The 15,860-nt window shown below is 54.4% G+C and carries 13 protein-coding genes; 10 read left to right on the top strand and 3 right to left on the bottom strand.

Features of this window, described 5'->3' with window-relative positions; all coding sequences use genetic code 11:
- The first annotated feature begins 30 nt into the window (after positions 1-30).
- The 3 genes from FKN99_RS07565 (at position 31) to FKN99_RS07555 (ending at position 3,623) form a co-directional block, all read left to right on the top strand.
- Positions 31-1,542, top strand: coding sequence for a CoA-acylating methylmalonate-semialdehyde dehydrogenase (locus FKN99_RS07565; protein ID WP_172117331.1), 1,512 nt, complete (start codon positions 31-33; stop codon positions 1,540-1,542).
- Positions 1,543-1,562: 20 nt separating this feature from the next.
- Positions 1,563-3,227: a GMC family oxidoreductase gene (locus tag FKN99_RS07560; protein ID WP_172117281.1), complete on the top strand. Its 1,665-nt coding sequence runs from the start codon at positions 1,563-1,565 to the stop codon at positions 3,225-3,227.
- Between the two features lie 189 nt (positions 3,228-3,416).
- Positions 3,417-3,623, top strand: a complete 207-nt coding sequence (locus tag FKN99_RS07555) for a cold-shock protein (RefSeq protein ID WP_054641278.1) — start codon at positions 3,417-3,419, stop codon at positions 3,621-3,623.
- Between the two features lie 502 nt (positions 3,624-4,125).
- Here the strand turns inward: FKN99_RS07555 and FKN99_RS07550 are convergent.
- A complete protein-coding gene (locus FKN99_RS07550) occupies positions 4,126-4,488 on the bottom strand; it encodes a helix-turn-helix domain-containing protein (RefSeq protein WP_226912098.1) in 363 nt (120 codons plus the stop codon).
- On the bottom strand, positions 4,485-4,781 hold the full coding sequence (locus tag FKN99_RS07545; RefSeq protein ID WP_172117280.1) for a type II toxin-antitoxin system HigB family toxin: 297 nt from the start codon (positions 4,779-4,781) through the stop codon (positions 4,485-4,487). Before FKN99_RS07545 ends, FKN99_RS07550 begins: the two co-directional genes overlap by 4 nt.
- A gap of 513 nt (positions 4,782-5,294) precedes the next feature.
- On the opposite strand from FKN99_RS07545, the gene FKN99_RS07540 reads away from it, so the two are divergent.
- The 7 genes from FKN99_RS07540 (at position 5,295) to FKN99_RS07510 (ending at position 14,356) form a co-directional block, all read left to right on the top strand.
- Positions 5,295-7,064, top strand: a complete 1,770-nt coding sequence (locus FKN99_RS07540; RefSeq protein WP_172117279.1) for an SLC13 family permease — start codon at positions 5,295-5,297, stop codon at positions 7,062-7,064.
- A gap of 121 nt (positions 7,065-7,185) precedes the next feature.
- A complete protein-coding gene (locus FKN99_RS07535; RefSeq protein WP_172117278.1) occupies positions 7,186-7,851 on the top strand; it encodes an alpha/beta hydrolase in 666 nt (221 codons plus the stop codon).
- A 68-nt stretch (positions 7,852-7,919) separates the two neighbouring features.
- Positions 7,920-8,606 carry an NADH-quinone oxidoreductase subunit K gene (locus FKN99_RS07530; RefSeq protein WP_172117277.1) on the top strand — a complete coding sequence of 229 codons (687 nt, stop codon included), beginning with the start codon at positions 7,920-7,922 and terminating at the stop codon, positions 8,604-8,606.
- On the top strand, positions 8,603-10,093 hold the full coding sequence (locus FKN99_RS07525) for a complex I subunit 5 family protein (RefSeq protein ID WP_172117276.1): 1,491 nt from the start codon (positions 8,603-8,605) through the stop codon (positions 10,091-10,093). Before FKN99_RS07530 ends, FKN99_RS07525 begins: the two co-directional genes overlap by 4 nt.
- Positions 10,090-11,595, top strand: coding sequence for a complex I subunit 5 family protein (locus tag FKN99_RS07520; protein WP_172117275.1), 1,506 nt, complete (start codon positions 10,090-10,092; stop codon positions 11,593-11,595). Before FKN99_RS07525 ends, FKN99_RS07520 begins: the two co-directional genes overlap by 4 nt.
- Complete coding sequence (locus FKN99_RS07515) at positions 11,592-13,364, top strand: proton-conducting transporter transmembrane domain-containing protein (RefSeq protein WP_172117274.1); 1,773 nt, start codon at positions 11,592-11,594, stop codon at positions 13,362-13,364. Before FKN99_RS07520 ends, FKN99_RS07515 begins: the two co-directional genes overlap by 4 nt.
- Positions 13,361-14,356, top strand: a complete 996-nt coding sequence (locus tag FKN99_RS07510) for a YihY/virulence factor BrkB family protein (protein WP_172117273.1) — start codon at positions 13,361-13,363, stop codon at positions 14,354-14,356. Before FKN99_RS07515 ends, FKN99_RS07510 begins: the two co-directional genes overlap by 4 nt.
- A gap of 77 nt (positions 14,357-14,433) precedes the next feature.
- On the opposite strand, the gene FKN99_RS07505 is transcribed toward FKN99_RS07510, so the two are convergent.
- Positions 14,434-15,843, bottom strand: a complete 1,410-nt coding sequence (locus FKN99_RS07505; RefSeq protein ID WP_172117272.1) for a PhoH family protein — start codon at positions 15,841-15,843, stop codon at positions 14,434-14,436.
- Between the last annotated feature and the right edge of the window lie 17 nt (positions 15,844-15,860).

Genomic DNA, 15,860 nt, shown 5'->3' with positions numbered 1-15,860 from the left:
CCATTGGTTCTGCTTATAAAGGTAGTGATGATGACAACAACAGCCATTCAGCACTTTATTAATGGTCAGATCAGCGAAGGTCGCTCTGGCGATGCCCAGGATGTGTTTAACCCAGCCACCGGCCAAGTCACCGGCCGTGTCGCCCTGGCATCACAAAGCGATGTGGAGGCGGCTGTAAATGCGGCCAGTGCAGCGTTTCCTGCGTGGGCCGATACGCCGCCCATTCGCCGGGCCCGAGTGCTGTTCAAGTTTCTGGAATTATTGAATACGCATAAAGATGCCCTCGCTGAGGCGATCACCCAAGAGCATGGCAAGGTATTTACCGATGCCCAGGGCGAGGTGGCGCGCGGGATCGATGTTGTCGAGTTTGCCAGCGGTATCCCCCAACTGCTTAAGGGTGACTACACCGAGCAGGTCAGTACCGGTATTGATAATTGGACAACCCGGCAACCGCTTGGCGTTGTGGCGGGTATTACGCCGTTTAACTTCCCGATCATGGTGCCGATGTGGATGTTCCCTATCGCCATCGCCACGGGTAACACCTTTATTCTCAAACCAAGCCCGCTTGACCCTAGCGCGTCACTAATGCTGGCAGACCTTCTGAAGCAGGCCGGTTTGCCCGATGGCGTGTTTAACGTGGTGCAGGGAGGGAAGGAGTCTGTTGAAACATTAATCGATCACCCCGAGGTCAAAGCGCTCTCGTTTGTTGGCTCGACGCCAATTGCCAACCTGATCTATGAGCGGGGTGCCAAGCACGGCAAGCGCGTGCAGGCATTGGGCGGGGCGAAAAACCATATGGTCGTGATGCCTGATGCGCACCTGGATAAAGCGGTGGATGCGTTAATCGGCGCCGCCTACGGCTCGGCGGGCGAACGCTGCATGGCGATTAGCGTAGCGGTACTGGTCGGCGACGTGGCGGATAGCGTGGTGCCCAGGCTTGCCGAGCGCGCTAAAGCGCTAAAAGTAAAAAATGGCATGCAGCTGGATGCCGAAATGGGGCCGATCGTAACGCGTCAGGCCCACCAGCGTATTACCGGCTACATCGAAAAAGGCGTGTCTGAAGGTGCGAAACTGATCGTGGATGGCCGTGAGTTTGACACTGCCCAGGTGGGTAGTGACTGTGCCGACGGCTTCTGGATGGGCGGCACGCTTTTCGACCACGTCACGCCGGAAATGACGATCTATAAAGAAGAGATCTTTGGCCCGGTGTTGGTGTGCGTACGCGTGCCGGATGTCGCGACGGCCATTCAGTTAATCAACGACCATGAATTCGGTAACGGCGTCAGCTGCTTTACCGAAAGCGGCAGCGTGGCAAGAGAGTTTGGGCGCCGTATTCAGGTCGGCATGGTGGGGATCAATGTGCCTATCCCGGTGCCGATGGCGTGGCACGGCTTTGGCGGTTGGAAGCGTTCACTGTTCGGCGATACCCACGCCTACGGTGAGGAGGGCGTACGTTTTTATACCAGGCAGAAGTCAATTATGCAGCGCTGGTCAGACTCGATTGATAACGGGGCTGAGTTTGTGATGCCGACGGCCAAATAAGTCGATGCGGAGCAAGGCAAATGACACAACAACAAACCTTGGCATTTGACTACATTGTGATAGGTGCAGGCACCGCAGGTTGCCTGATGGCCAACCGGTTAAGCGCCGATCCGAATAATCGGGTGCTTCTAATCGAAGCGGGTGGGCGCGATAACTATCACTGGATCCATATTCCGGTAGGGTATCTGTACTGCATTAATAACCCGCGCACCGATTGGCTGTTTCGCACCGAGCCAGAGCAAGGCCTGAACGGCCGCTCGCTGATTTACCCTCGAGGTAAAACCCTGGGCGGCTGTTCGAGTATTAACGGCATGATTTATATGCGCGGCCAGGCGCGCGACTACAACCACTGGGCTGAGGTCGTGGGTGATGATGCGTGGCGGTGGGAGAACTGCCTGCCGGACTTTATGAAGCATGAAAGCCACTACCGGCTGGATGAAGGAGGCGATGCGGATGCCGAGCAGCGCGAGTTTCACGGCGATAGCGGTGAGTGGCGGGTTGAAAAGCAGCGCTTGAAGTGGGAAGTGTTGGACGACTTCGCCGAGGCGGCCGTGCAGGCCGGTATTCCCCGCACCGAGGATTTTAACCGCGGCAATAATGAAGGCGTTGCTTACTTTGAAGTCAACCAGCGCAATGGCTGGCGCTGGAACACGGCCAAGGCGTTTTTGCGCCCCGCGCTTAAACGTAACAACCTGACGCTTTGGCACTCTACCCAGGTGAATCGGCTCTGCTTTGAAGATGATCAGGGCTGCCCACGCTGTAACGGGGTAGACGTTACCCAGCGCGGGGAATATCTGAACGCCCGCGCCAGCAAAGAAGTAATTTTGTGCGCCGGTGCCATTGGCTCGCCGCATCTTTTACAGCTATCGGGTATTGGGCCTAAAGCACATCTTGAAGAGCACGCCATTGAGGTAGTGCATGACCTGCCGGGTGTAGGCGAGAACCTGCAAGATCATCTTCAGATCCGCTCAGTGTATCGTGTCACCAATGCAAAAACGCTCAATGCAGTAGCAGGCACTTTGCTGGGTAAAGCAGGCATTGGCTGGGAGTATCTGTGCAAGCGCACCGGCCCCATGAGCATGGCACCTTCACAACTTGGCGCCTTTACGCGCAGCTCTAACGAGTATGAGCACGCGAATATTCAGTACCACGTTCAGCCATTAAGCCTTGAGGCATTTGGGCAGCCGCTACATCCTTATCCGGCCATTACCGCCAGCGTATGCAACTTAAATCCGAGCAGTCACGGAACAGTCCGCCTGAAAAGCTCCAATCCAGCTGATGCTCCGGCTATTTCGCCCAACTATTTAAGCACCCACGAGGATCGAAAGGTGGCCGCTGATTCACTGCGCGTTACTCGGCACATTGCAGCGCAGGCGGCTTTTTCCAAATATGCTCCCGAGGAGGTTAAACCGGGGCTTGAATATCAAAGTGATGACGAGCTAACGCGCTTGGCAGGCGACATAGGTACCACCATTTTTCATCCAGTAGGCACAACACGGATGGGTTGTGCTGATGATCCGATGGCCGTTGTGGATGCTAAATTACGAGTGCTGGGCGTCAAGGGGTTACGCATTGCGGATGCGGGGATAATGCCCACCATCACCAGCGGTAATACAAACTCGCCCACGTTAATGATTGCAGAAAAAGCGGCTAAATGGATTTTAGAGGAAAATGTGTTGCATTAACTTTTTTTTTAAGCATAGTGTTGACGTGTGACCTGGTTAGGCGCATTCTTAAACGCAGTTGGTTAGCAAGTCGAACGTTGTCAGCAGTATCGAACGCCTAAGCGTGAGTCTGGTGAAAGTTTCTTGTTCTACCCACTGCAATTCGGGTATTTCCCGGCTTTACATTAAGCTACATCGAGGATTTCGATCATGGCAACTGGTACCGTTAAGTGGTTTAACGACACTAAAGGTTTCGGCTTCATTTCTCCGGACGACAATGGCGACGACCTGTTCGCGCATTTCTCTGAAATTCAAGCTGACGGTTTCAAAACTCTGCAAGACGGCCAGAAGGTTTCCTTCGACGTCACTCAGGGTAAGAAAGGCCTTCAGGCTTCCAACATCAAAGTTCTGGGTTAATTCTCAGCATTTGATGTTCGCTGCTAGCGCCAAGCGCTAGTATGCTGAAAAAACGCTCGTGAGCGTAATGCCGTTCGGTTAACGATGACCGAAGGCTCTAAGAAAATCCGGTATTCTTCATTGGATACCGGATTTTTTTGTGCCTATTCAACAGACATTGCTCGATATTGATGAGCTACATTCCTTCACTGGCCTCAGCACCTTTGCCCAGCATATCCCTGTCGAATGGATAGAGTCTGCTCTTCACCTTTCTGGATGACCGTCCTCGACCATCAAGGCCGAGGACGGTAAAAATATCCAAAACCGCTATCCAGTAAATCGCAAGGCGGCGCCGCTTAAGTGAACAGCATTACGAGCCTAGCGCCGGGGCTTTTTGCTATCCACTTCCCAGCTAGAAGCGTCACAGGTGCCACTACCGAGCAAATCAGATACAGCAGACATTGCGGTTAGAGTCTTTTGATGGGCAGGAAGGATTCAACCCCGCTGAAGCGGGGTCTGGTGGTTAGGCGACCTGATTCATAAGGCTGTCGTAAGGGATTTTCAGGCCGTCATGAAGTCTTTTTATCATGCCCAGGCTTAGCTTGCGCTTACGATTCAATACCTCAGAGACGCGGCCACTAGGACCGATATAAGCCTCAAGGTCGCGCTGCGTTAGTCCCTGTTGCTCCATGCGAAATTTGATAGCTTCGATGGGGTCGGACGGGCCAATGGGATAGTGCTTATCCTCGTACTTCTCAATAAGGATGGAAAGCACTTCAATTTCATCGGCTTCAGGAGAGTCCGGCGCGGCACTCCAAAGCTCTTCTAGGCGAGCGAAAGCGCGATCAAGGTCGCTATCATTACGGATGGGCTGAATGTTCATCATATTGTCTCCGCATCAGTTTTATCGTACTGAGCATGGGTGCCGACGAATCGAACCCAGGCAATTTGCTGCTCATAACGAATGGATAGGATTACCCGGTACTTATTGCCGCCGATATTGAAAACAGCGCGCCCACCTTTAAGGATGCTGGCTGTTCTAATATCAGCCTTTAGTTGCTGTGGTGTTTCCCAAGATGCCTTTAGCATCATGTTATACCACTCGGTCAGCGGGGTTTCGGCATCGCCATAGCCCTGCTCCCAAAACTCTTTCAGCGTACGCTTTGCTATGACTCTCATGCCATCTCCCAATATGGGATATTGTAGCGCCTCCCAATTTGGGAGTAAAGCTTGATTCCAACAAGCTAGCGCCGCCTTTCCTTTGAAAGCTAAGATTGATTAGAACGCCCATATCGTCAGATGCCGCTAAGCGCGTTCCCAGTGATCGACTGCATGCCTTTCAGGGGGCGCTTGCGGCGGAGGGCTGAAGGAGGCTGAATTCTTGGCGCGAGAGAATGAAGAAACGCGATACCGTATTTCGATCGATTCCAGTGGCACCATGGATATATCGCCTACTGTCTACTAGGGCGCTTATTTATTCTCAAGGGCTTGAGGTAGGATGACCCCGCCGAAGCGGTAATGCTGTTCGGTCCTCGGCAAACCTTAACCGAACAGCATTACGCTCACGAGCGGGGTTTTTTGTGTGTGAATTTTCTTATTCTATTTTGGTATTTAAATGTTTCTAAAAATAACTTTTTAGAATATGTGGTTAAGGTCACAATAGCGCATTACTTTTGTTAGGAATGTCGCGTTATGACACTGGATGCATGGATTGCGATAGCGGTGGTTGCCACCATCTTCCCGCTAATGACCGTCTCGAGGTTAGGGCCTGACATCATTTTGCTTGGCGCTGTCATTGTACTGATGACCCTGGGCGTTATTGAGCCAGCTCAGGCGTTAAGCGGCTTTTCCAACAGTGGGCTGTTTACGGTCGCTTTTATGTACGTGCTGGTGGCTAGCATCCGTGAAACGGGCGGTATCGATCTTATTATTCGCTATGTATTGGGGCGCCCTAAAACCGAGCGGGGTGCTTTGGTGCGGTTACTGTTACCGGTGGCCTCTTTAAGTGCTTTTTTAAATAACACCCCTGTAGTAGCTACCTATATACCGGCGGTTATGAGCTGGAGTCGGCGGCTGCGACGCTCTCCCCAGCGGCTGCTGATGCCGTTAAGCTTCGCCTCCATTCTTGGCGGTACAATTACCTTGTTTGGCAGCAGCACCAACCTGGTGGTGTATGGGCTGCTGACGGAGCGTTATCCCAATGTGACTATGGGCCTGTTTGACCTTGCCTGGGTGGGTGTGCCGGTCGCCGTGGTAGGGCTTGCCTATCTGGTGATTCTTGGGCCGCGCCTGTTACCTGCCCGCGAGGGGTTGGCCAATGCGTTCGCTAACCCGCGTGAATTTACCATTGAGATGGAGATCGATCGGGAAGGCGTTCTGGTTAATCGAACGGTGGAGGAGGCCGGGCTGCGCCACTTGCAAGAGCTGTTTCTGGTTGAGATCGAGCGTGACGGTAACGTTGTGAGTGTTGTGGGGCCTGGCGAGCAGTTAAAGGGTGGCGACCGGTTGGTGTTTGTGGGCACCAGCGATGCCGCTGTCGAATTACAGCAAATTCGTGGATTAATACCCTCGCATGATCATACCTCCAGCCTTGAAAAAGAGTTCAAAGAGCGCCGCTTGGTCGAAGCCGTAGTGTCGAACCAGTGCCAGTTCATTGGCCAGCGCATTCGAGACGGCCGCTTTAGGACGCTTTATGGTGCGGCCGTACTGGCTATCTGCCGAGGCGGTGAGCGTGTCACCGGCAATTTGGGGCAGGTACGCCTGCAGCCCGCTGATGTGCTGCTACTGGAAGCGCGTCCTCCGTTTATTGAACGCCACCGTCAGTCAAAAGACTTTCTCTTGATCAGTGAGCTAAACGGCTCTGCGCGGCCTGTTCATGAAAAAGCGCCGCTCGCCTGGGGGATTCTGCTGGGGGCAGTATTGCTGGCTGCATTCGGCGTTTTGAGCATGTTAAATGCCGCGATGCTGGGCGCTGCACTGGCGCTGTTAAGCGGCTGCTGTTCGGTTGAAGCTGCCCGGCGCGGGCTGGATAGCCAAGTGCTTTTGACGATTGCTGCCTCGTTTGGCGTAGGAGCCGCGCTGCAGAGTTCGGGCGCCGCAGATGCTATTGCCGGGGGCATACTGCATGTCGTAGGCAGTAACCCTTGGCTGCTCTTGATAGGTACGTACTGCGTTGTGGCGCTGCTAACCGAGCTTGTCACTAATAACGGTGCGGCGGTGATCATTTTTCCGGTCGTCATGGCCGCCGCCGAGAGCCTTGGCGTAAGCTCAATGCCTTATGTGATTGCAATAATGTTTGCTGCTTCGGCCAGCTTTTTAACGCCTATTGGCTATCAAACCAACTTAATGGTGTATGGCCCCGGCGGTTATCGTATTAGTGATTTTATGCGCGTAGGCGGTGGCCTAAACGTGCTAACCGGGGCCATCGCACTCATATTGATTCCTCATGTGTGGCCCTTTTAAGCGTAATCACTCGCTGTGAATGCCGGTTTACGTTAGGGTCTGTTAATGTTTCATCGCCGCTTGCGCTAACCGTTCAAGCGCCCTAATCGCGTGCTTTTTCAATTAAGTAAGGATAAATATCATGACGGACCCAGGCGAACTGATTATTGAACCGAAAAACGGTCAACCTGCCGATGCCTGTGTGTTTATCATTCATGGCTTAGGTGCTGATGGGCATGATTTCGAGCCTCTGGTGCCCGCGCTTAACCTTCCTGAAGATGCCCACGTACGGTTTATTATGCCGCACGCGCCACGGCTGCCGGTGACCGTTAACGGCGGCATGGTGATGCCCGCCTGGTACGATATTCTGGCGATGGACCTCGGGCGCCGTGTTGATGAAGTACAGCTTAAATGCTCTGCCAAGCGTATTCAGGCGCTGATACAGGAACAGATTGATCACGGTATCGATAGCCAGCGGATTATCGTGGCAGGGTTCTCTCAGGGGGGCGCAGTGGCTTATCAGGCGGCGTTATCTTTTCCGTTGCCGTTAGGTGGGTTGCTGGCAATGTCGACCTACTTTGCCACGGCAGACAGTATCGAATTGAGTGACGCCAACAAGGCAATTCCGATTGAGGTGCATCACGGTAATATGGATCCTATCGTGGCAGAGAGTTTGGGACGGGCTGGGTTTGAGCGCTTAAAAGCCCAAGGCTACACCGCCAACTATCGCCAGTATCCTATGGCTCACGCACTTTGCCCTCAGCAAGTGGGCGATATTGGTCAGTGGTTGAGCACTCTTCTGAAGTAATCCTTACATCGACAAGTGATCAAAAGATAGGCAAAGTAATTTGTCTATAAGCCGCTGCAAGGATAGCAATGGCAGTAATCTCGTCTGTCGACCTCATCGAGGCTGTATTAGCGCTGTGTCTTTTGATAGCAGCGCTGGTTTGCCTATTTGACCGCCATTTGGTGCGTGCGTGTCGCGCCTTTTTTGCCTTTACGCTCACTATGGCGCTTGCCTGGCTAACCCTGGGGATGCCCTGGTTAGCGGCTGTCGAAGGGCTATTGGGCACGGTATTAACCGTCGCCTGCTTTTTTTACGCGTTAGGTATCTTTCCCTCAAGCGCTTCTAAATTACCCCGTTACGATCATTTTGAGCCGCCACTAACACATAGAATCATGCGCATTGTGTTAGCGCTTGCCTGGTGTTTGATGGTCGGAGCTGCCATTTTCCTTGTGCTACCTGAAATGGCTTACTCGCCTGCAAAGCACCCCCTGGTGTTGGCCGGAGTGGCGGTGGTGGCCACAGCAATGGGCGCTTTTGCCTGGCAGCGCCACTTATTGCGCCGTTTGCTTGCCTTTAACGTACTGGGGTCGGGTGTGTTTCTGCTCTTGGCCGGGGTCGCAGGCGCAATTCCCCAAGGGCAGGCGCTGGTTATAGTGGGCCTAGTGATCGCCTGGCTCGGATCACTGCTGGGGGCATTAGTGATCCGAAAGCTTTACCAGCTTGAAGGGCAAGAGGCCCTGTTAGAGGATGACGGGCGTGAGGAGAAGGCTAAATGATAGAGCGATTTGGCCTGACAGACAGTACATTCGAGCCGCTTTTAACTAGCCATTGGGCATTGGCTGCCGCCGTGTGTTTGCCGCTTGTTTTCGGTGGGCTAGCCGCACTCTGGCCACCTAAGCGAATGTGGCCTATCGCGTTGGCATGCGTTCCTGTATTGGCCGCCGGGCTATCGTTATTGATCGACTACCAGCAAGTAGGGCTACTGCACTGGGGCTGGGAAGCCTGGGGAGTTAATGTTGCGCTGCGCTTAAACGGGGTAAGCGTGCTGATGTTACTGCTAACGCAGTGGCTGGCAGCGGCAGCGGCGCTTTATACCCCAGGCTCGCTGCGGCTTTCGGCACCCGAACCGTTGGCCCGTTGGATATGGCCGTTGATGGGCGTTATGGTCAGCGCGCTTTCGTTGATTTGGCTGGCTACTGACTTGATCACGCTCTACCTTGCGCTGGAGGCCATGGGGTTGGCTGCGGTAGGCATGCTGCTGCTTTCAGGTAAGGCCGCGGCGTTGTTGGCCGGTATGCGGTATCTGTTGCTTACGCTGGTGGGGTCGCTTGCCTATTTACTGGGCGTCGCGCTGCTGTTGGGCACTTGGGGGCGGCTTGATTTGGTCGGGCTTGCGCAGGTTATTGAGCCAGGGCCGATTGTCTGGATCGCAGCGGCGCTAATAGGGGCGGGGCTTGCCTTGAAAGCTGCTCTCTTTCCGCTTCATGCTTGGCTTTCTCCGGTGCATTCCAGCGCCTGGACGCCTGTGAGCGTATTGCATGCTGGGCTGGTGGTTAAAGCATCGCTATTCGTGCTGCTTCAGCTGTGGAGTCTTTTATTACCGGACACCTTTTGGGCGCCGCGATTAATCGCCTGGCTGGGCATGTTGGCCATTATATGGGGTGGCTTAATTGCTTGGCGTGCTGAAACGCTCAAAACAGTGGTGGCTTCATCAACCGTGGCGCAGTTGGGCTACTTGATGGTGGTGTTCCCCTTATTGCTAGGCCCCAATGTAGCATCAGTGGTAAAGACGCTGGCGTGGGAAGGGTTCTGGTTGCAGTTAATAGGCCATGCGCTAGCGAAAGCCGCGATGTTTTTAGCCGCCGGTAATTTGATGATGGTCACCGGTGAAACGACCCTAAAGGGGCTTGCTGGCACCAGCCGCCGGCTACCGCTTTCACTGTTGGTTTTTGGAATTTCGTCGGTAACTTTAATGGGGCTGCCACCAAGCGCGGGCTTTACGGCTAAATGGCTGCTCCTGCAAGCCATGGTGCTCTCCCACCAGTGGCTGGCAGTGGCAGTATTGCTTATAGGTACACTGTTAACCGCCGCCTATATTTTTCGCTTTTTCCGCTATTCGTTCCTGGAGGAGGACCCGCGCCACCGTTTTCAGCCGCTTGCTCCGGGTATGGATGCGATTGCGCTTTGCTTAGCCATGGCGGCGTTAGCGTTAGGGCTTTTAGCGCACTTTCCGCTTGAGCTTCTTCATGGAGATAACGCATGAATGTCGCTTGGCTACCCTTGACTGCGTTGGCCGCATCGCTACTGGCTGCGGTGATTATTTTTGTACTGCCTGAAGCATCCAGACGGATGCGTACCCGTATCAACCTGCTGGCGGCGGTCATCAAAATCAGCCTAGTGGCGCTAATGGTAACGCTCGTAGCACGTGGCGAGGAGGCCGTGTTCAGCTTTCAGGTGGTCGGTAATATCGACTTTGTACTGCGTGCTGACGCGTTGGGCGTCATGTTTGCTGGGCTCTCGTCGCTCTTATGGCTATGCACCACGATTTACGCCATTGGTTATCTGGAAGGAACCGCGAACCGTAAACGCTTTTTTGGGTTTTTTAGCTTATGTGTTGCCAGTACGCTGGGTATTGCGCTGGCCGGTAACTTGTTTACCTTTCTGATTTTCTACGAAATGCTGACGCTATCCACCTATCCGCTGGTGGTCCACTCGGGCACTGATAAAGCCTTAAATGCCGGGCGAATTTATCTACGTTACACCCTGACCGCAGGCGTAGTACTGCTGTTGGGGGCGGTGCTTTTATATAGTTTAACGGGCGACCATTCGTTCGCCTCCGAGCGCGGTCTAGGGGGCTACTTAGTAGACCACCGCAGCCTGCTAACGTTTATATTTGCGCTTCTGGTGGGTGGGTTTGCCGTTAAGGCTGCCATGGTGCCGCTGCATGGTTGGCTGCCCAGGGCCATGGTCGCACCGGCACCGGTAAGCGCACTATTGCACGCAGTCGCGGTGGTAAAAGCCGGTGCCTTTGGCATTTTGCGAATTATTTACGACTTGTATGGCATTGAGCTAAGCGTAGAGCTTGGGGTTACGACGGTGTTAGCAGTGGCGGCCTCGGTCACCATTATATACGGCTCAATACGCGCCATCGCGCAGCAGGAGTTAAAGCCGCGACTGGCCTTTTCAACCATCAGCCAAGTGTCGTATATCGTGCTTGGGGTTAGCCTGGTGGGTCCTTTTGGCACCATTGGCGCGCTTGCTCACCTACTGCACCAAGGGATCATGAAGGTAACGCTATTTTTCTGTGCGGGTATTTATGCAGAAGAGCTGGGCATCCACCGCATTGATGAGATGGATGGAGCGGGTAAGCGTATGCCACTCACCAGCCTGGCCTTTACGGTGGGCGCCTTTGGCATGATTGGTTTACCGCCTGTGGCCGGATTTATCACTAAATGGTATTTGGGAATTGGCGCCATTCAGGCCGATATGTATTGGGTTGTCGCGGTACTGGTGTCAAGCAGTGCGCTAAATGCCCTTTATTTTTTGCCGATCGTGCATCGTCTTTGGTTTCGTGTTGGGCCTGCCCATGGCAATGGACGCTGGCCAAAAGAGCAGCGTCTTGGGCGTTGGGAGACTCACGGCTGGCTGCTCTGGCCTGCCGTGTTTACCGCCGTTCTCAGTATCGCTGCTGGCGCACTTGCCGGGTTGCCGTTTAGCCCACTGGATTGGGCAACACGCGTAGCCGAGGGGGAGTACCTGCAATGATAACGCTACTCTTGGTGATAACACTTTGCTGGCCGATTTGCGTGTCGTTGATGGGCGTATGGAAGGCCTATCGTACGCCCGCTACTCATCGTCGCTACTTCTCGTGGGTCTGGCTCAGTGCGGCATGGCCGGCACTACTGTTGGCGTATATAGGGGAAGCCCAGTGGGTGATAGATGCCTGGATGCTGGGCGGGCACTGGTCGCTTAACGCACTGAGCCGCCCGTGGCTTGCGTTCACCGCGCTGCTTTGGTGCTTCGCAGCGATTCATGCGCGTGGATATTTTGCCAAGGAGCAGGCCAGCGCTCAAGCAGACGACCGTGCCGCTGAACGCCGATTGTTGCGCTTGGCTCTGTTATGGCCATTGACGTTTGTCGGTAACGTACTTTTGATTATCGCCCAGGATATTGCCACTTTTTACCTGGGCTTTGCGCTGATGACATTTGCCGCCTATGGCCTGGTCGTCCATAACGGTACGCCTGAAGCGAAACTGGGGGCGAGGGCCTATTTGATTCTCGCGGTGGTAGGCGAAGGATTGATTCTGGGAGGCTTGCTGTGGGCGGCCGGTAGTGCGGAAACCGTACTGCTGGCAGGCGTACGTGAGGGAATCGCCACGGCTGAGTATGGTGCCTTAATGGCGTGCTTGCTATGGCTTGGGCTGGGCGTGAAGGCAGGCGTTATCGGCTTACACGTGTGGCTACCGCTTGCGCATCCGGCGGCCCCCGCTCCGGCCAGCGCGGTGCTAAGCGGCGCGATGATCAAGGCCGGGCTGCTTGGCTGGATCTACGTATTACCCTTGGGGGAAACCTCGCTTTCCGGTGCGCTCACCCGGCTTGGCGACATCATGGTGATCGCTGGTTTGGCCGCTGCCTTTGGCGCGGCGCTGTATGGGGTGTGGCAGAGGCATCCCAAGGCCGTATTGGCTTACTCCAGCATCAGCCAAATGGGCATGCTGACCGCCATGGTCGCTATGGGATTGGCTGCACCCGAGGTGTGGCCCTTGTTGCTGCCGGGCGTGGTTCTCTTTGCGGCTCACCACGCGCTGGCCAAAGGCGCGCTATTTATGGGGACCAGTGTTAGTGAGCATTTACCTCGGTGGCCGTTGGCGCTTGTCTGGGTGCTGCTGGCGCTGCCTGCCTTGTCGCTTACCGGCGCCTTTGGCGCTGGGCTCGTCAGCAAATGGGGCGTCAAAAGCGCGCTGTATGAGATGCATCATGAGCAACTGGTCGCGCTGTTAACCTGGGCGGCAATTGGCACCTCTGCGTTGGTGAGTGTCAGTCTCAGGCGGCAGTGGCAGCAGCGCAGCACCGGTGGCAGTCATCCTGGTCAGTGGGGCGCCTGGCTTGCTGCATTAACGGCCGCTCTTGTGACGCCGATATGGCTACCGCTTCCTCAAGGGAGTGCGGAAATCCCCCCGTTGAAAGAGTGGTTTAGCCTGATGTGGCCACTGCCCGTAGGCATCGTGTTAACGTGGGCGGGGTGGTGGTTAACGCGCCATTGGCGTATACGCCCCCTGCCTGCAGGCGACTTATGGTGGCCTTATGCGTGGCTCGTTCAAAATGCCTTGGTAGGGGTTCGCTCTGCTGGGCAGTGGTGTGGCGATGTTAAAGCAGCGTCTGTGGGTATTGCTCTGGCCATTGAAAAGCGGATGATGGCGCGCTTAACTCAACTAACGGCTATGGAAAGCTGGATGCGCCACCATACGAGCGGCTTGATGATGGCGTTAGCCATTGTTTTGGCACTGTTATTAATCTGGGAAGGGTCGCCATGAGCCACGAGAGTTCACAGAACCACCGAGGGAGACGTGCCAAAAAGCCCGATGAGATTCCACGTTATGGGTGGTTTGATGTTGTATGGCGGGTGTTGCGCGCCGCTAAGCGTGACCGCCTTACCATGTTGGCGGCTGGTGTCGCGTTTTACGCGTTGCTGGCACTATTTCCTACCATTGCAGCGGTAATATCGCTGTGGGGATTGCTGTTTGATCCGGTGGAAGCAGGGCGGCAGCTTTATGAACTAAGCCGTTTTATGCCCCCGGATGCGGCAAGCCTTATTGATCAGCAAACCCAGACAGTGGTTGAGAGTGCCGAATCTGGCAACGTAATGGCGGTGCTTTTAGGGCTGTTGGTCGCCATGTATATCGCTTCCAAAAGCGTGGGAGTGCTCGTGGTAGGGCTGAATGTGGTTTATGGCGAAAAGGAGCGGCGTAACTTCTTTCTTCGCGGTGTTGTGTTGGTGCTACTGACGTTTGGCCTGATTGGCATGACGCTGGTATCGCTTGGCTTTATTGCGATTGTGCCTGTGTTGGTCGATGCCTTAGCGGTGGATGATCCTTTCGATCAAGTATTTAAGTGGCTGCGTTGGCCTGCCTTGTTGATCATCATGAGCTTTTTAATTGCCCTGCTGTACCGGTTTGCGCCTTATCGGCGTGCCGCACAATGGCGCTGGTTAAGCTATGGCACGCTGCTGGCGACCACTTTATGGTTACTTGGGTCAGGCGGGCTTTCACTTTATGTCCGCTACTTTTCAAGCTTCAGTGAGCTTTATGGGTCATTGGGCGCCGTGGTTGTACTGATGATGTGGTTTTGGCTGTCTGCGTTTGTGGTACTGCTAGGTGCAGAAGTGAACAGTGAAATGGAGCGCCAGACCTATAAAGACACCACTATTGGTGAAGAGCGCCCATTAGGTGAGCGCGAAGCCTTTGCCGCCGATACGCTGGGGGTTGAGAACCCTTGGAACGGCGATAAAGAAAAAAACCGCCAGTAGCGAGCTGGCGGTTTTACCGTACGTTTACGTATTAGGCGGTTACCCTCGCGGTAAAAGCCCTTTTTAGAACAGCCTTTTTACAAAAGCTCTTCAGCCGCCAGCGCCAGGCGCGAACGCTCAACGCTTTTGAGGGTAATATGCCCGGCGTGTGGCCAGTCACGGAAGCGCTCAACCACGGCCGCCATGCCGCAGGTATTGGCGGTTAGATAGGGCGTATCGATTTGCCCCACGTTGCCTAAACAGACAATTTTGGTATTACGCCCGGCACGGGTAACCAGTGATTTAAGCTGTTTGGGTGTAAAGTTTTGTGCCTCGTCGATAATCAAAAAGGTGTCGTTTAAGGTGCGCCCTCGCATAAAGCCTGGCGAGCGAATCTGTACGCGTGAGCCAATCAGTTGCCGTGTTGCGCCATTATCCCAGGTCGACTCTCCTTCGTCATTGCGCAGCAGGTTATCCATATTGTCGTGGAAGGCACCCATCCACGGTGACATCTTCTCCTCCTCGGTACCGGGCAAAAAACCAATGTCCTCGCCCATCGGAATAGGTGCGCGGGTAAACACGATGCGCTCAAACTGCTTGGCATCCAGGGTTTGCTGGAAAGCGGCGGCCAGCGTCATAAAGGTCTTACCCGTGCCCGCGTTACCGGCAATGGTGACCAGATCAATGTCCGGGTCCATCAGCAGGTTCAGGGTAAAGTTTTGACGGCTATCATGGGCGTGAACGCCCCACACTCCAGCGTGGTGGCGGTAGTTGGTCAACAGCTGTAACCGTGCTGATGAGGGCGACAGCTCACGAATAATGGCCTCAAACTCAGCGCCATTCTCGCTGTCGGAGACAAGCATTCCCAAGTGCCAGTGACGGGGCATGTCGCCACTTAATTGATAAAACGTTTGATGCTCCACCCGCTCAACGCTGACATCAACATTCAGCGCTTCCCAAAGCGCCCCGCCGTTGTGTCCCGCCGATGCGTATACTTGGGCACCCTCAATCATGGCATCGCTGTCTGAGAATGCCCGATCGTTAAAGTAATCCTCCACAGGGACTTTTAGCGCGGCCGCCTTTACGCGCAGGTTGATATCTTTGGTAATTAGAATGACCGAGGCATCGGGGCGCTCATCGCGTAGCCGACAGGTTTCCGCCAGAATACGGTTATCCTGACTGTCGTCCATCGAGTCGAAGGGCTTTAAATCGTTGAAGCAGAGAAAGTGCAGGCGTCCAGATTCGCCGCTAATACGTGGGATGGGGATGCCGCGTTGAATCTCGTCAAAAGTAACCTGGTTGGTAAGGTCAGAGAGCGTACGGCTAACTTGACGTGCCGTACGGGCAATCTCACGAATTCCGTTTTTATGCTTATCCAGTTCCTCAAGAACCGTCATGGGGATAACCACGTCATGCTCTTCAAAGTGGTAGAGCGCTGTGGGGTCATGGATTAGGACATTGGTGTCCAGGACATAAAGCCTTGTCGCTTTCTTATCGAGTCTTACCATCGGGCGATAGCTCCTTG

The organism is Halomonas hibernica (assembly GCF_013183775.1).
Lineage (GTDB): Bacteria > Pseudomonadota > Gammaproteobacteria > Pseudomonadales > Halomonadaceae > Vreelandella > Vreelandella citrativorans.
Note: the sequence above shows the minus strand (reverse complement) of the source record. Positions and strands in the feature narration are given on the sequence as shown.